Below are 21,686 nucleotides of genomic sequence, written 5' to 3' on the forward strand. Positions count from 1 at the left end.
GCCGGATGGTGAGGAGGACCCGTTTGCGGAGCAGATCCACCAGGCACACGCGGTGCCGACCTCCGGGGCAGGTCACGCGGGTGTGGGCACCGCACGGGTGAGTTCCACCCACCGGTTCACCTCGTCGGCGTGGCTGCCTGAGGCTGTTGCCTCCGCGACCGCCGCGGCGGCTTCGAGCGTCGGCTCACCATTGCGGAAGAGCAGGGCGAGCGGCCAGGACGGAGTGCCCGGCTGCCCGCCATCGAACGCGCTCCAGCGCCAGGGAGCGTCGAACCTCCACGCGCGCCCGTCGCGGTCGACGACCTCGTCACCGGTTTCCAGGAACGCGAAAGGGCGGAAGAGCAGTTCGATCCGGAACGGCACGCCGCCGACCGGGTCGATCTCATAACCCTGCTCTTCGAGCCTGGCGTCATAGGACTCGCCCTGCCGCAGGACGTCGAGGTAGGTCGTAGGCCGTGGCAGCCGGCCTGTCTCCAGGGGTGGGTCGAAGTGGTGGACCGCCAGGACGTGCACCACGGTCGCGGGGATCCCCACCAGGCACCTGTCGCCGGCCTTCAGCGTGTCCTCCCCCGGCATCGTCCGGAAGTACTCGCTCTTCCAGTCGTGGTCTGCCGACGTCGGAAGAGCGACGTCGCCGTTCCACTCGATCCCGTTCGCCTCGGTGTCGACCTCCCACCATGGCCAGCGCATCGAGACGTGGGACCGGGAGACCCCAGTGACCGTGACCTCGGTAAACGGGCATTCGATTCTCAACACGTCGCCCGAACGGTAGCCCTCGGCCCCAAAGGTCTGGTTGCTCATGTGTCTCACGGTGTCGTCGGACCTCGGAACCGTCAAGAATTTCCAGCAGGCCCGTCGGCGCTGCTGTCGTGGACGCTCGCGGTGGGGAGAACCGGGGACCGCGGCACCAGGGCCTCCTGGCCGGCTCGTTCGGAATCCGGCGTTCCCGAGCCGGCCAGGAGGCCCGGATTTCACGCCTCGGCCGCGGCGCGGTCACCCGTCGGCGGTTCCGGCCTCGCCCTGCGGCTCAGACGTCGAGGGTGTGTCCGGTCGTCGCGTCCACGTGGGCGGGGACCTCGTCGTGGCGGTCGCCCACGGTCGGTGTCCCGGTCGGCTCGAACATGAGGATCGCGGCACCGGACGGCGCGGACGGCTTGTGCTCGGTGCCTGCGGGAACGGTGAAGACCGCCCCCTGCGGCAGCAGGACCGTGCGCTCGCCCCCGGGCTCGCGCAAGGAGATGTGCAGTTCCCCGTCGAGCACCAGGAAGAACTCGTCGGTGTCGTCGTGGGCGTGCCAGATGTGTTCGCCCTCGACCTTGGCGATCCGGACGTCGTAGTCGTTGACGCGCGAGACGATGCGTGGACTCCACAGTGCGTCGAAGGAGGCCAGGGCCCGCGGAAGGAAGATCGGCTGGTTGCTCATGGACCCATCCTCGGCCTCCTCGCATGGACGGCACGAGTGCTAGGAATTGCACATGTCGAAAGGATCCTCGCACCGAGCCAGAGCGACGGGCGCACACCGGGTGGTCGTGATCGTGGACGAGAACTCGAACCCGTTCGAGCTCGGCTGCGCGACCGAGGTCTTCGGCCTGCGCAGGCCTGAGGTCGGCCGCGAGCTCTACGACTTCCGGCTCTGCTCCCCCGAGCCCTCCACCGCGATGCGGGACGGCTTCTTCACCCTCACCGGGGTCGTCGGCCTGGAAGCGGCCGACACGGCGGACACCTTGATCGTCCCCAACCGCCCCGACGTCGACGTTCCCCGTCGGCCCGCCGTGCTGGACACCATTCGACGGGCCCACGCGCGCGGCGCCCGCCTGATCGGCTTCTGCAGCGGCGCGTTCACCCTCGCCGAGGCCGGCGTCCTCGACGGCCGCCGGGCCACGGCCCACTGGCAGTGGGCGGATTCCTTCCGCGCCCGCTTCCCCGCCGTCCATCTCGAACCGGACGTACTCTTCGTGGACGACGGCGACATCCTCACCGCCGCGGGAAGCGCCGCCGCCCTCGACCTCGGACTGCACGTGGTCCGCCGCGACCACGGCGCCGAGGTCGCCAACTCCGTCAGCCGCAGACTGGTCTTCGCGGCACACCGCGACGGCGGGCAGCGCCAGTTCGTCGAACGCCCCATGCCCGACCTCCCCGACGAGTCCCTGGCACCGCTCCTGGCCTGGGCGCAGGAACGGCTCGACTCGCCCCTGACGACCGCGGACCTCGCGGCACGTGCGGCGGTCAGCCCGGCGACACTGCACCGCCGCTTCCGGGCGCAGCTGGGAACGACTCCCCTGATGTGGCTCACCGGGGAACGGCTCGCCCTGGCCTGCCGGCTGATCGAGCGAGGCGAGTCACGTTTCGAGGCAGTCGCACGGCTGAGCGGGCTGGGCACCGCGACCAACCTGCGTGCCCTGATGCGACGCGAGAGGGGCATCACTCCGTCGGCGTACAAGCGCCGGTTCGGGCCCGAGGCGACCTGACGCCGTCCACGCCGGTCGGCTGGAGGATCACGCGATCGACTCCGCCGGATCCTCGCCGCCACTCACACGCTCCCGGGGGGCCGCGTACGGAGACCGGCCCACCCCGCTCCCGCGAGCGCCGGCGCCGGGCACCGGGCACCGGGCACCGGGCACCGGGCCTCGCAGGCTGGCCTCGAAGGCGGGCGTCGAAGGCGGGTGCGGTGTCCGTTCCTCGGTCACCCCGAGTGGGTGCCGGCGGGCGGGCAGTAGGATCGGGCGCGTTGTCACCCGTACACCGCTGGTAGGAGGCTTTTCATGGCTCAGGTCACCCTGAAGGGAAACCCCGTCGAGGTCGGCGGCTCGCTGCCCGCCGCGGGCACCCAGGCCCCGGCGTTCACGCTGGTCGGCGAGGGCCTCGCGGACACCTCCCTCAAGGACTTCGCCGGACAGCGCAAGGTCCTGAACATCTTCCCGAGCATCGACACCCCGACCTGCGCGACCTCGGTGCGCACCTTCAACACCAAGGCCTCGGCCCTGGAGAACACCGTCGTCCTGTGCATCTCCGCGGACCTGCCGTTCGCCCAGGCCCGCTTCTGCGGCGCTGAGGGCCTGGAGAACGTCAAGACCCTCTCCACTCTGCGCGGCCGCGACTTCCACGACGCCTACGGCGTATCGATCAACACCGGCCCGCTCGCCGGCCTGACCGCCCGCGCCGTCATCGTGCTCGACGAGAACGACACCGTCCTGCACACCGAACTCGTCTCGGAGATCGCCCACGAGCCCAACTACGAGGCCGCTCTCACCAGCCTCAACTAAGTGCGGCCCGGGCCCGCCCCGCACCCACGCGCGGCGGGCCCACACCACAACACACCGCACCGCACCACCCAGCACCACCGCCGGCCTCCCGACTCCTCCGCATCCGCGGCCTCCCGGGGCTCGAACCCGGATCCGATCGTTCGCCGAGCCGAACGGGCCCCGAACTGCGCTGGTGCGAGCAGCGGTTGGCGGCGCTCAGCCGGCCAGGACGACCGTCCGGGCCGGGGCCGAGAAGCCGGTCGGCTGGGCCGGGGCGCCGTTCGCGGCCAGGCGGCGGTGCTCCTGCGGGCTGATGCCGCGCACGCGTTTGAAGGCCGTGGACAGGGCGAAGGCGTTGCTGTATCCGACCTTGCGGGCGGCGGAGGCGACGGTGCATTCGGGCTCGCGCAGCAGGTCGGCGGCGACGGCCAGGCGCCGGCTCGCGAGGTAGGCCATCGGGGGCTCGCCGACCAGGGTGGTGAAGCGGCGGGCGAGACCGGCCCGGGAGACGCCGACCCGCTGGGCGAGGTCGGTGACCGTCCACGGGGCCGCCGGGTCGTCGTGCATCAGCCGCAGAACGGGGCCGACCACCGGGTCGTGCTGGGCGCGGTACCAGGCGGGGGCGTTGGAGCCGGGGGCGGCGAGCCAGGCGCGCAGGACGGTGACCACCAGAAGATCGAGGATGCGGTCCAGGACGAGCTCCTGGCCGGGCTCGTTGCGGCCCATCTCGGCGGCGAGCAGGTGGACCAGGGTGTCGTCGGCGCCCGTTCCGGCCGGGCGGACCAGCAGGGCGGGCAGGCAGTCGAGCAGGCGTCGGCCGATCTCGTGCTCGGCCTGGTACGTCCCGGAGAGCAGCACCGAGCAGGCCTGGTCGCCCTCGCGGCCGTGGCCCCAGGTGCGCACGCCCAGCGACATGGCCTCCGAGACGTCCGCCCCACCCTGGGTGCACACCTGGCCGGGACCGACGATCACGTCGACCGGTGTGTCCGGGTCGTCGGCGACGGTGTACGGCTCCGGGCCCCGCAGGATGGCCACGTCGCCCGGGCGCAGCAGCAGCGGGGTTCCGTGCTCGGGCTGGATCCAGGCCTCGCCTCGGACCGTCGTCACCACGGACAGCGGGGCCCGGTCCTCGATCCGCAGCGACCACGGCGGGGTGAGGATCGACCGCAGCAGGAACGCGCCGCGGGCCTTGGGGCCGTCGAGGAGTCCCGCCAGAGTGTCCATGCCGCCAAGTGTAGTTGCGGCGTAGGTGATGTGAGGCCAAGTCAGTTCCAAGGGATCTGAGCGATCGGGCTGGCCCGAACGGATCGGATGCCGGATGATCGGCGCAGGGGGGAACGAACGGCCACCCCGGCGCAGGCGATCAGAGGGGCAGCGAAGATGGAAACGGCACGCACACTCGTCCTGGTGGCGGCCACTGTCACCTGCGGCCTGAGCGCCGGACTGTTCTACGCCTACGCGTGTTCGGTGATGCCCGCGCTCGCCCGGGTCGAGGACCGGACGTTCATCGAGGTGATGCAGCGCATCAACGTGGCGATCCTGAACGGCTGGTTCGCGCTCGGTTTCGTCGGCGCCCTGCTGACCACGGCGGCCGCGGTCGCCCTGCACCTGCCCTCGGACGGACACCGCGCACTGCCCGCGACGCTGGCCGCCCTGGCGCTGTACGTCGCGGCGATCGTGGTCACCCGCTCGGTCAACATCCCCCTCAACGACGAGCTGGAGAAGGCCGGTTCGCCCCAGCGGATAGCCGACCCGGCGGCGCTGCGCGGCCGCTTCGAGGCACGGTGGGTGCGCTTCAACGTGCTGCGCGCGCTGCTGTGCACGGCCGCGCTGGGGTGCCTGACCTGGGCGCTGGTCCTCAACGGGCAGAGCTGAACGCCGCGTCGAAGGGCCGGAACGGACCTTTCCGGGCCGGCGGGTGTCGGCGTTCCGTCCGGCCGTTCGGCCCCGGCGGCCGGGTCAGCAGAGGGTCTCGAAGCTGTAGCCGCGGGCCTTGAGGGTGGCCAGGATGGCGGGCAGGGCCGCGACGGTCTGGCTGCGGTCGCCGCCGCCGTCGTGCAGCAGGATGACCGAGCCCGGGCTGACGTTCCGCAGCACCCGCGACTGGATCGTCGCCGTGCCCGGCCTGGACCAGTCGGCCGGATCCACCGACCAGAGCACGACCTGCTTGCCGAGGGCCGCGGCCCGGGAGCGCACCGTGCCGTTCACCGCGCCGTACGGCGGGCGCAGGCACTTCGGGGTGCGGCCGGTCTGCGCCCGGATGACCCGATCGGTGTTGCTCACCTGGGAGTTGAAGGAGGAGGCGGAGAGCCGGCTCAGGTCCGGATGCGACCAGGAGTGGTTCTGCACGCTGTGGCCCTGGCGGGCGACCTGCGCGGTGAGCGAGGGGTGGGCGGCGACGTTCTCGCCGATCTCGAAGAAGGTCGCGCGCGCCCCGTAGCGGTCGAGGATCGAGAGGATCCTCGGGGTGTAGGCGGGGCTGGGCCCGTCGTCGAAGGTGAGGTAGACGACCTTGCCGCCCTTGGACCCGGCCGCCTCCGCCGTCTCGGTGGGCACCGCGACCACCGCCCCCGCCACCGCTGCGACGGCGAGGGCGCCGATCGCGGTCCGGATCCTCCCGACTCCCCTGCGTCCAACGGATCGTACGGCCATGTCTGCCCCCTGACGTCGGAACTTCCCTGTGCCACCGGCCAGTCTGCGCCGATGGCCGAGGGAATCGCGACCCGCACGAGGTCGAAAGGGGTGAAATCGGCCAGCTGGCTGACGGGGTGAGGAAGGCCGGACAACGGGAGGTCCGGCGGAGCCACGGCCGCGCCGTAGAAAGATGTGGCGGGGCGGCGACGGCCGGCGCTATGCTCCCCGCGATGAACACTTTCGCCGATTCCGGATCGGAGGTCTCGTTCGCCCAAGGTGAGTGCTGATGCTCACCCACACCGCGAACGGGAACGACTCCCGACTCTCCTTCTGGCGGCGCGTCCGCGAGTACGCCGTGCCGCCCTCCATGATCGAAACTGCCACCGCGCGCCGCCTGTCCGGCGACTGGGCAGGGGCCTGTACCGCCGCCAACGTCGAGATCGACTTCCAGCTGCCACGCGTCGCCCGCGCCCACGGCCGGGAGTTCGCCGACCGGCTGCGGGGCGATCTACGCTGCCTGGCACCGGACTTGCTGCGCTGGCACCTTCCGAGGACCGCACCCGACGGGCTGCTGCGCGCCGGGCTGACCGTGCCGCTGGTCCGTTACCCGGGCGAGCGGCCGGTGCACCTGGTGGTCCGGACACCGCCCGCCTGGGCGGAGTACGGGCAGCGGATCAGCCTGGCGCTCTGGGACGGGTCCCGCACCGGTCGCGCCCCGCATCCGCACCCGCGGCCCAGCCGCCGGTTCCGGCTCGATCTGCACAGGCACCTCTGGGACGCGGACCGCAGTGGGGAGTTGCCACTGCGTGCCGGTCTCGGTGCGCCGACCGACGGGCGTCCGGTCGACGGGCGTCCGATGGACGAGCCCCAGAACGACGGGCCGCAGGACGGGCCCGGCCGGTACGGGCTGCGTCACGCCGTCGACCGCTGGGCCGCCGAGGCCGAGGTCCTGCTGCGTGCCGAGGGGCTCCCGCCCGGACCGGTCACGGTCCGGGTGGAGAACGGCAGGCGGCTGCTCCTCACCCCGAACGAGCCGGACGAGCCGAGCGACCCGAACGCACCCAACGCACCGACCCAGTCGCACGAACCGCCCGAGCAGGCCGTGACCGACCTCCGCGCCCTGCCGCTGCTGCCCGACGCCGCAACCTGGGTGCTGCCCGACATCGACCTGCTGCGCAGCGGGGCGATCGAGCCCGACCGGCTGCATCCGCTGGTGGCGGCCGCACTGTCGCCCGGGCACCGGCCCGCCCGAAGCCCCCAACCACCCGCCGGGCAAAGGCTGGTGGAGTGCCGAGGCGCCCAACACCGGATCGCGGTGGTGAACGGAGTGCTGACCGCGCTCGACCACGAGCCGGCTCAGCTGCGACGCGAGGAGCTGTTGGCCGCGCTGTCCGGCAGCCCGCTGCCGTGCCTTCGCGCGATCGACCAGGCACACCGTGCCCCGGTCGAACTGGCCGGTGTGCGCGAGCGGTTGATCCACGGCGACACCGCCGGGGCGCTCGCCGTGGTGGAGGACCTGCTCGGCCCGCGGGCGGCGCTGCGCGACGGCCCGCTGCGTGAGGAGCTCACCGCGGCGGCGGAACGCCGGGTGGCCTACGGCCTCTACCGGGCCGGTCTGACCGTCGACCAACGAGCCAAGGCCGTACAGAGCGGGGTTTCCTACGCCCTCTACCGGACGCCGAGCCCGGCCCGCCACGGGTTCAACCGCTTTCCTTTCCCCCGGCGCCCCCGCACCGCCACCCGCTGAGCCCGCTGAACCGCCTGCCGAACCCCCTGACTTCCGACTTTCCAAGGTGATCGCCCATGCCCATGCCCATGCCCACGGCCACGCCCACCCACGCCCGGCTCGACGTCGCCCGCCAACTGCTCGACCTGCTCGGCGACACCCGCACCGAACCCCGCCCCGACGACCAGCTGGAGGCCCTCACCCTCGCCGTGGCCGCCGACCTGCCCGTCCTCCTCTGGGGCGAGCCGGGCATCGGCAAGACCGCCGCGCTCAACCAGCTCGCCGACGCCCTGGACCTGCCACTGACCACCGTCATCGCGAGCGTCCACGAGCCGTCGGACTTCTCCGGCCTGCCCGTCGTCGGCGACGATCCGGCGCAGCAGGGCGTCCCACTGGCCCCGCCGGACTGGGCGGTACGGCTGGTCCGGGCCGGTCGCGGGCTGCTGTTCCTGGACGAGTTGTCCACCGCGCCGCCCGCCGTCCAGGCCGCGCTGCTCCGCCTCGTCCTGGAGCGGCGCATCGGCGCACTCCAACTGCCGCCGGGGGTACGGATCGTGGCGGCTGCCAACCCGCGGTCCTCGGCGGCCGACGGGTGGGAGCTGAGCCCGCCGCTGGCCAACCGGTTCGTCCATCTGCAGTGGGTGCACGACCACGAGGTGGTGGTGCGCGGCCTCGGCGGGGTGTGGCCGGTCGCCACCCTTCCGCGGCTCGATCCGGCGGAGCTGTCGTCGGCGGTCGCCTTCGCCCGCCGGGCGGTGTGCGAACTGCTCACCGTCCGGCCGGAGTTGGTGCACCGACTGCCCACCACCGAGACCAAGCGCGGCGGGGCCTGGCCGTCCCCGCGCAGCTGGGACATGACGCTGCGGCTGATCGCCTTCGCCACCGCGGCCGGCTCCTCGCGCGAGGTGCTGTCGCTGCTGGTCCGGGGCACGGTCGGGGACGGCCCGGGGCTGGAGCTGATGGCGAGCCTGGACCGGATGGACCTGCCGGACCCGGAGCAGTTGCTCGCCGATCCTTCGGGCGCGGTGCTGCCGGAGCGCGGGGACCTGCGCCAGGTGGTGCTGGACGGGGTGGTGGCCGCAGTGCGCAACCGGCCGGAGCGGGCGCGCTGGGACGCCGCCTGGGCGGTGCTGGTGCGGGCGATGGAGACCGGCGCGCCGGACGTGCTGGTCGTACCGGCCACCACGCTGGCCTCGCTGCGCCGGGAGGACTGGGAGGTCCCGGAGGCGATCGAGCACCTGGCGTCGACGGTGGCCCTGTCACGGCGGGCCGACCGCGCCGCCGTGCGGGTCGCCGCGCGGACCGGCGTGACGGCCGGCCGATGAGCACGGACACGCTGCCGCCGGGCCCGGGCGGCGCGATTCCGGCGCACGCCGGCCGCACGGCCGGACCCGCCCCCACCCCGCGGGACCTGACCGGAAGGAGCAGGCCCGCCGCCCCCACGCCCCTGGACGTCGGCAGGCGCAGCCGCCCGAGGACCACCGAACCGAACCCCACCGCCGACGCCGCCCCCGGCCTCGGCGGGCTGGACCTCGGCAAGCTCTACGCCGCCCGGCTGCAGGCCGTCCGGGCCCGCCCCTACCTGGCGACGGCACTGTTCGCCCTGCACCTGGTGGAGTCCCGGCAGACGCCGACCATGGCCGTGGACCGCTACTGGCGCTGCTACGCCTCGCCGGCCTTCGTCGACCGCACCCCGGTCGAGGAACTCGCCTCGATCTGGGTGCACGAGGTGTCCCACCTGCTGCGCGACCACCACGGGCGCAGCGACCGCCTGGCGCGCGAGCTCGGGCTGAGCGGCCCGGCGGACCGGCTGCGGATGAACATCGCCGCCGACTGCGAGATCAACGACGACGCGTTCGGCGACGGGCTGGTGACACCGCCGGGCGCGCTGACGCCCGGGTTCCTCGACCTGCCGGACGGCGAGCTGATGGAGGACTACCTCCGCGGTTTCAGCTTCGACCTGCGCAAGCCGGGCCTGGCCTGGCTGGACTGCGGCAGCGGCGCCGACGGCGTGGACCGCGAGTGGGAGCTCGGCCCGGAGGGCGCCCACGGGCTGACCGCCCAGGAGCGGGACGCGGTCCGCTTCCGGGTCGCCGAGGCCATCCGGGGCCGACCCGGGAACGCCCCGGCGGGCTGGCGGCGCTGGGCCGAGGAGGTGTTCCATCCGCCGCAGCCGTGGCGGCAGCTGCTGGGCGCGGCGATGCGCTCGGCGGTCTCCGGGCCGGGCGCGGGCGGGGACTACAGCTACGGCCGCCCGGCCCGGCGCTCGGCCGGGCTGCCCGGCGTGGTGCTGCCGGCCCTGCGGCGGCGCCCGCCCCGGGTCTCGGTGGTGGTCGACACCTCGGGGTCGGTCTCCGACCGGGAGCTCGGCAGCGCGCTGCTGGAGGTGGCGGCGATCGGCCAGGCGGTCGGCGGCCGCCACGACCTGGTCACCGTGGTGTCCTGCGACGCGGCCGCCCGGTCCGTCGGCGCGCTCTGCCGGGCGGCGGGCATCCCGCTGGTCGGTGGCGGGGGAACGGACCTGCGGACGGGCTTCGCTGCGGCGCTGCGGACCCGGCCGCGGCCGGACGTCGTGGTGGTACTGACCGACGGGCAGACGCCCTGGCCGGCGGTGGCGCCGTCGTGCCGTACCGTGGTCGGCCTGTTCGGGCGGCCGAGCCGGTACGACGAGAGCGACGGCGAGTACCGGCCGGACGCGCCGCCGGAGTGGGCGCGCGTGGTCACCATCGGCTGAACGGCCGCCGTGCACGCCAGAAGCACGACGGCTGCACGGCAGCGGTGCGACGACGACCGGACGACCGGACGACCGAGGGAGGAAGGCCCCTGTGAACCCGAACCGGGCCGAGGACACGGAGCCCGACGGGCACCGGCCGGCTGCGTCCCGGCCGGCTCCCCACCGAATCCCGGCGGACTCCGAACCGAGCCCCGGCCGAGCCCCCGGCCGCGACACCTGAAGCAGCCGGGCGGAGGGGCCCGAAGGACCCCTCCGCCCGGTCACGCGCGGCTCAGCGGACCATGGCCGCCAGCACGCTGCGCCAGTCCTCCCCCGGCTCCGGCTGCAGCGCGGCCGCCAGGGTCTCCGACCGGTAGTGCCAGGGCCGCCGCAGCTCCGGGTCGGCGTCGGCGCTCAGCTCCACCGTGCTGTCCGACCCGAGCAGTCGGATCAGCTCGGTGCTGAACTCCGCCCAGGACACGTGCCCGTTGATCGCGTTGACGATCCGGCCCGCGGCGGGGCCGTCGGGCAGGATGCAGGCGGCGAGGGCACGGGCCAGGGCGGCGGAGTGCACCCAGGCGGCGCCGCTCCACTCGTCCTCCCCGTCGCCTCCCCCGGCCGGCAGGACGATCGGCCGACCGGCCAGCGCCGCCTGGTAGAGCTCGCCCGTGGAGCCCCAGCGGAGCTGGTCGCGCAGGCGCTGGTGCGGGCCCCAGACGATCGGGGCGCGCACCACGGTGACCGGGCCGTGTCCGGTGGCCTCGGCGGTCTCGAACAGCATCCGCTCGCAGTCGAGCTTGGCCTGCCCGTACGCGGTGACCGGCGCGCCGCTGGGCCCGCCCTCGGCGACCTCGGTGCCGGCCGGCCGGCCGTAGGCGTCGATGCTGCTGACGAAGACGAACGGGCCGCCGGTCCAGCCGTCCAACAGGGTCCGCATGGCGGCGACGTCGATCTCGTGCTCGGTGAAGGTGCAGGCGGCGTGGATGACGGCGTCCACCCCCTTGACGGCGCGCTGGAGGCTCTCCAGGTCGGCGAGGTCGCCCTCGGCGATCTCGGCGCCGTGGAGGGCGGGCAGGTGCGCGGACTCCGGGCGGACCAGGACGCGTACCGGCCGCCCCTGGGCCATCAGTTCCTGCAGCACCGCGGCGCCGACCCCGCCCGTGGCGCCGGTGAGCAGCACGGTGCCGGTGCGGGGCTCGGCGGTCGTGCGGTCGCCGGCCCGGGCGATGGCCGCGCGGCGCTCCTCCTCGCGGGCGCCGAGCAGGGCGGCGAGGGCGCGCGGGGTGCGGTGCTCCAGGATGTCGAGGCCGGTGAGCGGCAGCCCGACGCGGGTGCGCAGGCGTTCGGCGAGCTGGACGGCGACCAGCGAGTGGCCGCCGAGGGCGAAGAAGTCGCCGTCGGCGGGCGGGACGCTGCCGAGCAGTTCACCGAAGGCGGTGCGGACCAGGTCGAGCGGGCCGGTCCGCTCGACGGCGGGAGCGGCCGCGGGAGCTGCGGCAGGAGCGGCGACGGACGCGGCGGCGGGCCCGGCGGCCTCGGCCCCCGGCAGCCGGTCGCGGTCGACGGCGCCGTCCGCGCCGCGCGGGATCCGGTCCACCAGGGTGACGGCCAGCGGAAGTTCGGCGGCCGCGACCGAGCGCCGGAGCCGGGCGCGCAGGTCGGTGCCGGTGGGCGCCACCGCCCCTCGCACCACCGCGTAGGCGAGCGGCGGCCCGTCGACGGCTTCCACGACGGCCGCGTCGGCCACCCCGGGCTCGGCCAACAGCGCCTCCAGCACCGGGTGTTCGCCGGCGGCCACCAGGAGTTCGCCGGGCAGTTCGGCGAGCGGGAGCTCCGCGTCCTCGACCACCGACCGGAGCAACGCGGCGAAGGCCTCGACCAGTCGGGCGGCCGTGGCCTCGTCCAGCGCGTCCCGGTCGTGCTGGACCAGGCAGCGCGGCCGCGGGCCCTCCTCCAGCACCAGGGTGAGGTCGAACTTGGCGAGTCCCAGGTCGAGTTCGACGTCCTCGGCGTCGAGCCCGGGCAGGGTCAGCGGCGTCGGGGGCTGGACGACGTCGCAGCTGACCGACAGCAGCGGGGTGCCGTCGGCGCCGCGCGCCGCCGCGCCGAGGCGCTCGACCACCAGGTCGAAGGGCACCTGGTGGTGCTGCTGGGCCTCCAGCAGGGCGCCGCGCACCAGGGCGAGGGCGTCGGCGAAGGACTCGCCGCCGGTGAGCTCGGCCCGTACCGCGAGGGTGTTGACGCCCAGGCCCACCGTGCGGCGCAGCTCGGGCCGGGCGCGCTGGCCGCTGGCGCAGCCGAGGGTGAGGTCGTCCTGGCCGGCGGCGGTGCGCAGGGTGGCGAAGGCGGCGGCGAGGACGACGGCGAACAGGGTGGCGCCGTGCCGGGCGCCGAGCTGCCGCAGGCCTTCGACGGTGGCGGCGTCGAGAGGGGCGGCGTGCAGGGCGGCGCGGCGGTCGCGGGCGCCGGGCGGGACGGGCCGCAGCAGCGGCAGCGGGCGGGCCCCGGCCAGGTGGGCGGCGCGGGCTTCGGCCGCGGCGGTGAGTTCGGCGTCGCGGGCGCGCTCCTGGCGGGCGTACTCGGCGTACGGCATTCCCGGCGGCGGGAGTTGGGGCTCGGCGCCGTCCCGGGCGGCGGCGTACAGGGCGGCGAGGTCGGCGGCGAGGGTGGGCAGCGAGCCGCCATCGACGGCGATGTGATGGATCGTCAGGAGCAGGGTGTGGTCCTCTGGCCCGTGCCGCAGCAGCAGGGCGCGCAGCACCGGGCCGGCCGTGAGATCGAACGGCCGGGCGGCCTCTTCCAGGAGTTGCCCGGTGCCCGAGGCGTCCACCACCGGCAGCGGCACCGGCCCGGCGGGCTCGATGTGCTGGTACGGCTGCTCGCCGCGGCGCGGGTAGCGGGTGCGCAGGGCGGCGTGCCGCTCGGTGAGGCCGGTGAGCGCGGTCGCCAGGGCGCCGGTGTCGAGCGGCCCGCGCAGCCGGGTGGCGATCGGGACGTTGTAGAGGGCGCCGCCCTGGCCGAGCTGCTCCATCAGCCACATCCGCTGCTGGGCGTGCGAGAGCGGGGCCGGGCCGCTGTCCTCGGCGGCGGCCGGTCGGGCGGGGCTCAGTGCGGTGCGACGGCTGCGGGCGCGGCGCAGCAGGTCGTTCTGGTCGCTGGTCATCGCTGTGCTGCTCCGGAGGTGTCGTCGGCGGCCCGCAGGGCGCGCTCCAGCAGTTCGGCCTGTGCGGCCACGGTGGGGTGGTCGAGGAAGTCGGCGAGGGAGAGTTCGACGCCGAGGTCCTCGCGCAGGTCGTCGACGACCCACATGGCGAGCAGGGAGTGGCCGCCCTCGGCGAGGAAGTCGGCGGCCGGGTCGGTGATCGGGCGTTCCAGAGCCCGGCTCCAGGCCTCGGCGACGACCTGCTGGATCGGGCCGAGTTCGGTTTCGGCAGCGGCCTTCCCGGCCGCGGAGGGGTCGGGGGCCTCGGCGAGCGCCCGCCGGTCGACCTTGCCGCTGCCGTTGAGCGGGAGTTCGGCGAGGACGGTCCAGGCGGTGGGCACCAGGTGGGCGGGCAGCCGCTCGGCGAGCCGGGCGCGCAGGCTCTCGACGGCCGTTGCGGCACCCTCGGCGGGGACCACGCAGGCGGTGAGCGCGGCGTCGGCCTGCCCGGCCCGGCGGACCACCACGGCCACCTCGGCGACCTCGGGGAACTGCAGCAGCGCCTGCTCGACCTCGCCGGGCTCGATCCGGAAGCCGCGGACCTTGACCTGGTCGTCGGTGCGGCCGTGGAACTCCAGTGTGCCGTCGGGCCGTTGGCGCACCAGGTCGCCGCTGCGGTAGGCGCGTCCGAGGCCCGGGAGCTCGCGGAAGCGCTCGGCGGTCAGCTCGGGCCGGTCCAGGTAGCCGAGGGCGAGCCGCGCGCCGCCGATCCAGAGTTCGCCGACCGTGCCGGCCTCCACCGGTGCGAGCCGCTCGTCCAGGACGGCGGTGGAGGAGCCGCCGAAGGCCCGTCCGATCGGAACGGGGCCGTTCTCGCAGTCGGCCGGGGTGATCCGGTGCGCGGTGGTGAAGGTGGTGGCCTCGGTGGGGCCGTAGACGTTGTAGAGCTCCAGCCACGGGAAGGCGCGCAGGACGGCCCCGGCGTGGTCGGGGGCGAGCGCCTCTCCCCCGACGGCCAGGGTGCGCAGCACGCCGAAGATCCGGGACTGCCTGGCCGCCAGGTGGTGGAAGAGCGCGGTGGTGATGAAGGCGGTGGTGACGCCGAACCGCTCGACGTCGCGGACGAGTTCCTCGGCGCTGGGCCGGTCGGCCGGGGAGATGGCGGTGGCGGCGCCGTGGGCGAGCGGGGCCCACAGTTCGAAGGTGGCGGCGTCGAAGGAGGGGGTGGAGTGGAACAGCACCCGGTCGCGCGGGCCGAGGGCGAGCGCGTCGGGGGCGGTGACCAGGTCGGCGACGGCGCGGTGCGGGACCAGCACGCCCTTGGGGCGGCCGGTGGAGCCGGAGGTGTAGTACAGCAGGGCGGGCGCGTCGGGCTCGGCGGCGTCGGGCACCGCCGCGCCGGTGGCCTCCGCGGCCTCGGTGCCGCGCTCGGTCAGCACGAGGGTGTGCTCGGCGGGCAGTCCGGCCTCGGCGAGCAGCGCCTTGTCGCCGAGGACGAGCCGTACGTCCGCGTCGGCGGTCATCTCGGCGATCCGCGGGCGGGGGTAGGCCGGGTCGAGCGGGACGACGAGGGCGCCGGCCCGCCAGACCGCGAGTTGGGCGACGGCGAACCGGGCCGAGCGGGCGCAGAGCAGGCCGACGGAGCTGCCGGGGCCGATGCCGCGCGCGGCCAGGACGGCGGCCAACCGGTTGGAGGCGTCGAGGAGTTCGCGGTAGGTGAGGTAGGTGTCCCCGTCGGTCACGGCGAGGGCGGCGGGGTGCTGCTCGGCCTGCCGGGCGACCAGGGCGGGAAGCGTGAGGGGCGCGGCGAGCGTGGGGAGGGCGGGCGTCATGGCTGGTTCCCTTCCGGGCGCCCCGGCCGTGGGGCCGGGGCGCCGCTGTTCAGGACAGGAGGTACTGGGGGGTCAGCTGAGCGAGGCGCTGGGCATCCGCTCCTCGACCAGCCGCGCGACCGCCCGCAGGTCGGGCTGGCGCAGCACCAGGGGGGCGCGCAGCCGCACGCCGTACTCCCCTTCCAGGGCCTCCAGCAGTCGGGCGGCGGCGAGCGAATTGCCGCCCGACTCCAGGAAGTTGTCCGCCGGGCCGAGGTCGGCCCGGCCGATCAGCTCCCGGCAGAGCTTCAGCACGGTGCGCTCGACCGGGGTGTCACCGTCCTCGACCTCCGCCACCGGGGCCTGCGGCTCGGCGGCGAGCAGCGCCGCGCGGTCCACCTTGCCGTTGGCGTCCAGCGGGAACGTCCCGACCAGCCGCACGGCGGACGGCACGGCCTGCTCGGGCAGCCAGGGCCGGACGGCGTCCAGCAGGCTCGCCGGGGCGGCGTCCTCCTCGGTCTGGACGAAGGCGAGCAGCCGTACGCCGGTGGCGGCCGTCTCGGCGGCGACCACGGCCCGGCGCACCCGGGGGTCGCGCTCGAAGGCGGCCTCGACCTCGGCCGGTTCGATCCGCACCCCGCTGACCTTGACCTGGTCGTCCAGGCGCCCGTGGAACTCCAGCACGCCGTCGGCGCGCATCACCACCCGGTCGCCGGTGCGGTAGACCCGGTCGGTGCCGTCCACACCGGGCGGCGCCTGGACGAAGCGGCGGGCGGTCAGCTCGGGGTCGAGGTACCCGGCGGCCAGGCCCCGGCCGCCGATCCGCAGTTCGCCGGCCGTCCCTCTGGGCACCGGGTTGCCCTGCTCGTCGGTGACCAGCACGACGGCTCCCGGGACCGGCAGTCCGATCGGCGGCGCGCCGGCGCCGTGGTCGCCGCCGGGGGCCATGCTGTGCACGGTGGTGACGACGGTCGCCTCGGCCGGGCCGTAGCCGTTGTGGACGGTGGCCGTGACCTCCGGTCCGGCGGGGCGGCGCAGCCGGTCGCCGCCGATGAACAGGTGGCGCAGCGCCAGCCCGGTGGGCCAGGGCCGGGCCAGGATCGGCTCGCCCAGCGGGGTGGGCAGCACGCAGGCCGTGATGCCGGCCTCGCGCCACCAGTCGGTGAGCGCGCCCGAGTCCCAGCGGACGGCCTCGGGGGCGACGACCAGCGCGGCGCCGGAGGTGAGGCCGGCCCACAGCTCCAGGACGTGTGGGTCGAAGGACACCCCGATCAGCAGGCTGTGCCGCTCGCCGGGGCCGAGGCCGATCAGCTCGCGGTACCACCGCAGCAGCGCGCCGAGGGCCGGTTCGGTGACGGCGACGGCCTTGGGGGTGCCGGTGGAGCCGGAGGTGAGGACGGCGTAGTGGGTGCCGGCGGGCACCTCGACCTGCTCGCCGGGCGTCAGCGCGGCCAGCACCCCGCCGGCGGGCAGGTCCAGCTCCAGCCGCTCGCCGCCGGCCGGCAGGACGTCGGCCTCGCCGACCAGGCAGGTCGGCCGCAGTTGCTCGGCGACGGCCTGCAGGCGCTTCTCGCCGGGGCGCGGGCCGAGCGGCAGGTGGACGGCGCCGAGCTTGGCTATCGCCAGGGTGACGGCGACCAACTCCACGGAGTGGCCGAGGCAGACGCCGACCAGGTCGCCCTCGCCGACCTTGCCGCGCAGGGCCTCGGCGACGGTGTCGGCGAGGCGGTCGAGCTCGGAGTAGCTGTGGGTGTGCTCGCCGTCGATCAGGGCGGGCGCCTGCGGGGTGCGGTGCGCCCAGCTGGTGAACAGGTCGAGGACCGCGCCGTCCTGGTGCGGACGGCCGTACCCGATGCTCAGGGATTCCATCATCGTCTCCAGACGCGTGCGTAGTACGTGCGAAACAACCGTCAGTTCAGGCCCATGGAGCGGGCGATGATCACTTTCTGGACCTCGGAGGTCCCCTCGATGATCGTGGTCATCCGGACGTAGCGGTACAGGAATTCCAGCGGGTGGCCGCGCACCCATCCGGTGGCACCGTGCACCTGGAGCGAGCGGTCCACGGCGCGGACGGCGGTCTCGGAGGCGGTGAGCTTGGCGAGCGCCGCGTTCTCGGGCGACTCGGTGCCCTCGTCCACGAGGCGGGCGCAGGCGAGGGTGAGCAGCTTGGAGGACTCCACCTCGGCGCGGGTGGTCACCAGGTGCTCCTGGACGTGCTGGTACTCGCCGATCACCTTGCCGAAGGCGCGCCGCTCGCGGGCGTACTCGACGCCGGCCTTCAGCGCGTACTCGGCGATGCCGTTGCACATCGCTGCGACCACCAGGCGGCCGCGGGAGAGGCTGTCCATGGCGAGGGCGGTGGCCGCGCCGATGCCCTCCTCGCCGCCGATGACGGCCTCCGGGCCGACGGTGACCTGGTCGAGCAGCAGCTCGAACAGCGGCTCGCCGGACATCCCCTCGTACCGCTGGCCGATCCGCAGCCCGGGCTGGTCCATCGGCAGCACGAAGGCGGTGGACCCGGCGGTCGGCCCGGCGCCGCCGCCGAGGTCGGTGGCGGCGACCACCAGGGCGATCCCGGCGTGCTCGGCGTTGCTGACGAAGGTCTTGCGCCCGTTCAGCACCCAGGTGTCGCCGGTGCGCACGGCGGTGGTGGTGAGGTGGAACGCGTCCGAGCCGGCCTGCGGCTCGGTGAGCGCCAGACAGCGGGTCTGCTCGCCGCGCACCAGCGGGACGAGGTGGCGCTCGACCTGCTCGGGGGTGCCGTGCCGCAGCAGCGGGCTGGGGCCGTCGGAGCCGGCCAGCGCGTACGGGGCGAGCACGCAGCCGCTGCGCCCGGCGGCGTGGTGCAGCAGCACGACGGCGAGGAACGGCATGTCGGCGCCGCCGAGTTCCTCCGGGTAGTCGCCGGCGTAGAAGCCGAGCGCGGCGGAGCGCTTGCGGACGTAGGCCCGCAGGTCGCCCGGGACCTGGTCGGCGGTCTCGGGCAGCTCGGCGGCGAGCGGTACGAGCTCGCGGCGGATGAAGCTCTCGAAGGCGTCGACGAGTTCGCGGTGGCCGTCCTCGAACACGGCGGAGGGAGAACTCACTTGGTGCCTCCGGTGAGGACGCGGGCCTGGTCGGCCAGCACGGCGTGGCGGAACAGGGTGCGCAGCGGCGGGCGGCTGCCCAGGTGCGGTTCCAGGTGGGCGGCGAGCTGGGCGGCGAGCAGCGAGTGGCCGCCGACCTCGAAGAAGTGCGAGTCCGCGGTGAAGCGGTCGTGGCCGAGCACCTCGCGCCAGGCGGCGGCGATCAGCTCCTGGCCGGGGTCGGCGAAGGTGCTGGGCGCGCTCTCCGGCTCCTCCGGGGCCGCCTCGGCGAGCCGGGCGAGGGCGGCGCGGTCGGGCTTGCCGCCGGGCAGGGTGGGCATCTCGGCGACGGCCGTCCAGCTGGCCGGGACGAGTCCGCCGGGCAGCCGGCGGGCGAGTGCGGTGTGCAGGGCGGCCTGGTCGGGGCGCTCGGCGCCCTCCAGGAAGCCGAGCAGGCGGGGGCCGGTCTGCGGGTCGGTGTGCAGCACCACCGCGCAGGAGCGGCCGCCGAGTTCGGCGGAGGCGGCGGCCTCGATCTCCTCCAGCTCGATCCGGTGGCCGCGCAGCTTGACCTGGTTGTCGGCGCGTCCGAGAAAGCGCAGCCGGCCCTCGGTGTCGCGGTAGCCGCGGTCGCCGGTGCGGTAGACCCGCAGGCCGCCGAGCGCGGGGACGGTGGTGAAGCGGGCCGCGGTGGGCTCCGGCAGGCCGACGTAGCCCTCGGCCAACAGGTCGCCGCTGACGGCGAGTTCGCCGACACAGCCGTACGGGAGCGGGCGCAGCGTCTCGTCCAGGACGTGCAGGCGCACGCCGTCGAGTTCGGTGCCGAGCGGGATCTCGCCGTCCTCGGCGACGTCGGCCGCGGTGACCTGGTGGACGGTGGAGGTGACGGTGGCCTCGGTGACGCCGTACGCGTTGAGCACGGTGGTGGCCTCGGTCAGCCCGGCCAGCGCCCGGGCGGGCAGGCGTTCGCCGCCGAGGACGAGCAGCCGGGGCGACCAGCGGCCGTCGCGCAGCGCCTCGCGCAGGTCCTCGCGGACGGCGAGCAGGTAGCTGGTGGGCAGGTTGGCGACGGTGACGCCGCGGGCGGCGAGCACGGCGACCAGCTCCGGGCCGGTGGGCACCTCGCGCTGCGGCACGACCAGGGCGGCGCCGGCCGCGAGGGCGGGCAGCACCTCCTCCAGGGCCACGTCGAAGGACGGCCGGGCGAACAGCAGGACCCGGTCGGCGGGGCTGAGCTCGTAGCGGGCGGCGATCGCGGCGACGTACCCGGCGAGGGCCTCGCGGCCGACCAGGACGGGCTTGGGCACGCCGGTGGAGCCGGAGGTGTGGATGATGTACGCGGCACCCTCCAGGACGGCGGCGGGCTCGGCCTCGGGGAAGGCGGGACCGTCCAGCAGCGCCGGGGTGACGCCCTCGGCGGGCAGGGCGAGCGCACTCTGCCGGGTGGCGAGGACGAGCGCGGGGGCGAGCCGCTCCAGCAGCAGGCCGAGCCGGGCGGCCGGGTCCTCGGTGGACAGCGGCGCGTAGACGGCGCCGAGGCGCAGGCAGGCCAGCAGGGTGACCACGCTGTCGGTGCCGCGCGGCAGTACGGCGGCCACCGGCTGACCGGGGGTGACCCCGGCGGCGCGCATCCGGTCGACCAACTCGCCGACACGACGGTCGAGTTCGCCGTAGCTGATCCGCTCGGTGCCGGCCAGCAGGGCGAGCGCGGTCGGGTCGTGGGCGGCGGCCGGGTCGAGGTCGGCCCGGCTGACCGGGGCGGCCGGCTCGGCCTGCGGCGCGGGGGCCAGCTCGGCGATCACCGTCTCCGGGCTGTCCAGGTAGCAGCGCAGCAGCTCCAGCAGGCGCTCGGAGAGCAGCACGGCCCTGGCCTCGCCGAACAGGTCGGCGTCGTAGTCCCAGATCAGGGTCATCCCGGCGGCGCCGTGCTTCTCGCCGACCACCCGGCGGTCGTCGGGCAGCAGCACCAGGTCGAGGTCGAAGCGGGTGGTGCCGGTGTTGAAGCCCTCGTACAGCGAGACGTCGAGGCCGGGAGCCTGGACGTCGGGCAGCGCGGCGTCGTGGGCGCTGAACATCACGTTGAACAGCGGGTTGTCGGCGCCGCCGGTGTGCAGCCCGAGCCGGCGGGTCAGCTCCTGCACCGGCAGGTCCTGGTACGGCAGGGCGCGCATCAGGACGTCGGTGACCTCGTCCACGGCGTCGGTGCCGGAGGCGGCCGGGTCGAGCCGCAGGCGCAGCGGCACGGTGTTGACGAACATGCCGACGGTGCCCTCGTAGCCCTCCGGGCGGTTGCCGACGGCGGTGCCGACGGTCACCTCGCGGTGGCCGCTGTGCCGGCGCAGCAGCTCGGCGAACAGGGCGAGCAGGGTGCTGAACGGGGTGTGGCCGTCGGCCTTGCTGCGCTCGCGCAGCCGCTCGGCGAGGTCGGCGCCGATCGACTGGCGCAGCTGCCCGCCGCGGTGACGGCGCTCGACGCCGGGCCGGGCCAGCCCGGGCAGGGTGACCTCGCGCGGCGCGTCGGCCAGCTCCCTGGTCCAGAAGGCGAGGGCGCGCTCGCGGGCCTTCGGGTCGGCCTCGGTGCGGGCGTGCTGCTCGTAGGAGGGGGCGGTGGCCAACTCGTAGGGCTGGTCGAGGACGCGGGCGCGGTAGACGGTGAACAGGTCGCGCAGGAAGATCGCGAAAGAGTGGCCGTCGTGGACGAGGTGGTGCTCGACGTGGATCAGCCGGTGGTGGTCCTCGGCGAGGCGGACCAGGTGCCAGCGCAGCAGCGGGGCCCGCTCGGTGTCCAGCGGCTCCTCGGCCTCGGCGGCGAGCAGCCGGCGGAAGACGGCCTCCGGGTCCGCCTCGGCGGTGAAGTCGCTGTGCCGCAGCACGGGTTGGCAGTCCTCGGCGACCCGCTGGCCGGGGAGGCCCTCCGACCGGGGCACCAACTCCAGCCGCAGGCCCGGGTGCTGGGCCAGGACGGCGGCGAGCCCGGTGTGCAGGGCGTCCCGGTCGAGGGTGCCCCACAGGTCGAGGACGCCGGTGAAGTTGTAGGCGCGGCTGCCCGGCTGCATCTGCTCGTGCAGCCAGACGATCTCCTGCGAGGGAGAGAGTGCGAACATGGATGATTCCCTTGTGTGGTGGGTGTCGGCACTGCGGTGGCCGGGCGCGGGAGTGGGGTGGTCCCGGCCGCGGCCGGTGGGAGCCGGGCCGCACCGGGGTGGGGGTGCGACCCGGGGTTCCTCGGGGAATTGCGGTCTGAGGGGCCGGGGTGCCGGCGGGCTCCGGGAGGGGCCGGAGCCCGGGGCGGGCCGAGGTGGTGAGCGGGCCGGGTCCGGGGCGGGCCGGGGTCCGTGGCGGGCCCGGCTCCG

The 21,686-nt window shown here is 75.0% G+C and carries 15 protein-coding genes; 6 read left to right on the top strand and 9 right to left on the bottom strand.

Features of this window, described 5'->3' with window-relative positions; genetic code table 11:
- Nucleotides 1-72: 72 nt before the first annotated feature.
- Together ACZ6Z8_RS22925 and ACZ6Z8_RS22930 are read right to left on the bottom strand one after the other, a co-directional pair.
- A complete protein-coding gene (locus tag ACZ6Z8_RS22925; RefSeq protein WP_465611919.1) occupies nucleotides 73-801 on the bottom strand; it encodes a hypothetical protein in 729 nt (242 codons plus the stop codon).
- Between the two features lie 226 nt (nucleotides 802-1,027).
- Entirely contained in the window at nucleotides 1,028-1,423 is a 396-nt protein-coding gene (locus tag ACZ6Z8_RS22930) for a cupin domain-containing protein (protein ID WP_465611920.1), read from the bottom strand.
- Between the two features lie 52 nt (nucleotides 1,424-1,475).
- Here ACZ6Z8_RS22930 and ACZ6Z8_RS22935 point away from each other — a divergent pair, with 52 nt between their 5' ends.
- Entirely contained in the window at nucleotides 1,476-2,468 is a 993-nt protein-coding gene (locus tag ACZ6Z8_RS22935; protein ID WP_465611921.1) for a GlxA family transcriptional regulator, read from the top strand.
- Between the two features lie 294 nt (nucleotides 2,469-2,762).
- On the top strand, nucleotides 2,763-3,263 hold the full coding sequence (gene tpx, locus ACZ6Z8_RS22940) for a thiol peroxidase (protein WP_465611922.1): 501 nt from the start codon (nucleotides 2,763-2,765) through the stop codon (nucleotides 3,261-3,263).
- Between the two features lie 195 nt (nucleotides 3,264-3,458).
- On the opposite strand, the gene ACZ6Z8_RS22945 is transcribed toward tpx, so the two are convergent.
- Nucleotides 3,459-4,466: an AraC family transcriptional regulator gene (locus ACZ6Z8_RS22945; RefSeq protein WP_465611923.1), complete on the bottom strand. Its 1,008-nt coding sequence runs from the start codon at nucleotides 4,464-4,466 to the stop codon at nucleotides 3,459-3,461.
- Nucleotides 4,467-4,649: 183 nt separating this feature from the next.
- Here ACZ6Z8_RS22945 and ACZ6Z8_RS22950 point away from each other — a divergent pair, with 183 nt between their 5' ends.
- On the top strand, nucleotides 4,650-5,117 hold the full coding sequence (locus ACZ6Z8_RS22950; protein ID WP_465611924.1) for an anthrone oxygenase family protein: 468 nt from the start codon (nucleotides 4,650-4,652) through the stop codon (nucleotides 5,115-5,117).
- Nucleotides 5,118-5,201: 84 nt separating this feature from the next.
- Here the strand turns inward: ACZ6Z8_RS22950 and ACZ6Z8_RS22955 are convergent, their stop codons facing one another.
- Nucleotides 5,202-5,894: a polysaccharide deacetylase family protein gene (locus ACZ6Z8_RS22955; RefSeq protein ID WP_465611925.1), complete on the bottom strand. Its 693-nt coding sequence runs from the start codon at nucleotides 5,892-5,894 to the stop codon at nucleotides 5,202-5,204.
- A gap of 268 nt (nucleotides 5,895-6,162) precedes the next feature.
- On the opposite strand from ACZ6Z8_RS22955, the gene ACZ6Z8_RS22960 reads away from it, so the two are divergent.
- The 3 genes from ACZ6Z8_RS22960 to ACZ6Z8_RS22970 are packed head-to-tail and all read left to right on the top strand — an operon-like array spanning nucleotide 6,163 to nucleotide 10,336.
- Complete coding sequence (locus tag ACZ6Z8_RS22960; RefSeq protein WP_465611926.1) at nucleotides 6,163-7,623, top strand: hypothetical protein; 1,461 nt, start codon at nucleotides 6,163-6,165, stop codon at nucleotides 7,621-7,623.
- Nucleotides 7,624-7,679: 56 nt separating this feature from the next.
- A complete protein-coding gene (locus ACZ6Z8_RS22965) occupies nucleotides 7,680-8,927 on the top strand; it encodes an AAA family ATPase (RefSeq protein WP_465611927.1) in 1,248 nt (415 codons plus the stop codon).
- Nucleotides 8,924-10,336 (top strand): vWA domain-containing protein, encoded by a 1,413-nt coding sequence (locus ACZ6Z8_RS22970; protein WP_465611928.1) that lies wholly within the window; start codon nucleotides 8,924-8,926, stop codon nucleotides 10,334-10,336. The genes ACZ6Z8_RS22965 and ACZ6Z8_RS22970 overlap by 4 nt, the downstream gene beginning before the upstream one ends.
- 271 nt (nucleotides 10,337-10,607) lie before the next feature.
- Here the strand turns inward: ACZ6Z8_RS22970 and ACZ6Z8_RS22975 are convergent, their stop codons facing one another.
- The 5 genes from ACZ6Z8_RS22975 to ACZ6Z8_RS22995 form a co-directional block, all read right to left on the bottom strand.
- Nucleotides 10,608-13,478, bottom strand: a complete 2,871-nt coding sequence (locus ACZ6Z8_RS22975) for a condensation domain-containing protein (RefSeq protein WP_465611929.1) — start codon at nucleotides 13,476-13,478, stop codon at nucleotides 10,608-10,610.
- Nucleotides 13,475-15,289, bottom strand: coding sequence for a non-ribosomal peptide synthetase (locus ACZ6Z8_RS22980; RefSeq protein WP_465611930.1), 1,815 nt, complete (start codon nucleotides 15,287-15,289; stop codon nucleotides 13,475-13,477). Before ACZ6Z8_RS22980 ends, ACZ6Z8_RS22975 begins: the two co-directional genes overlap by 4 nt.
- A gap of 72 nt (nucleotides 15,290-15,361) precedes the next feature.
- On the bottom strand, nucleotides 15,362-17,137 hold the full coding sequence (locus ACZ6Z8_RS22985; protein WP_465611931.1) for an amino acid adenylation domain-containing protein: 1,776 nt from the start codon (nucleotides 17,135-17,137) through the stop codon (nucleotides 15,362-15,364).
- 41 nt (nucleotides 17,138-17,178) lie between these two features.
- Nucleotides 17,179-18,354, bottom strand: a complete 1,176-nt coding sequence (locus ACZ6Z8_RS22990; RefSeq protein ID WP_465611932.1) for an acyl-CoA dehydrogenase family protein — start codon at nucleotides 18,352-18,354, stop codon at nucleotides 17,179-17,181.
- The gene (locus ACZ6Z8_RS22995; protein ID WP_465611933.1) at nucleotides 18,351-21,437 is read right to left on the bottom strand and encodes a non-ribosomal peptide synthetase; all 3,087 of its coding nucleotides are present in this window, start codon (nucleotides 21,435-21,437) and stop codon (nucleotides 18,351-18,353) included. Before ACZ6Z8_RS22995 ends, ACZ6Z8_RS22990 begins: the two co-directional genes overlap by 4 nt.
- Nucleotides 21,438-21,686: the final 249 nt, after the last annotated feature.

It is taken from the genome of Kitasatospora sp. NPDC101108 (genome assembly GCF_055584725.1).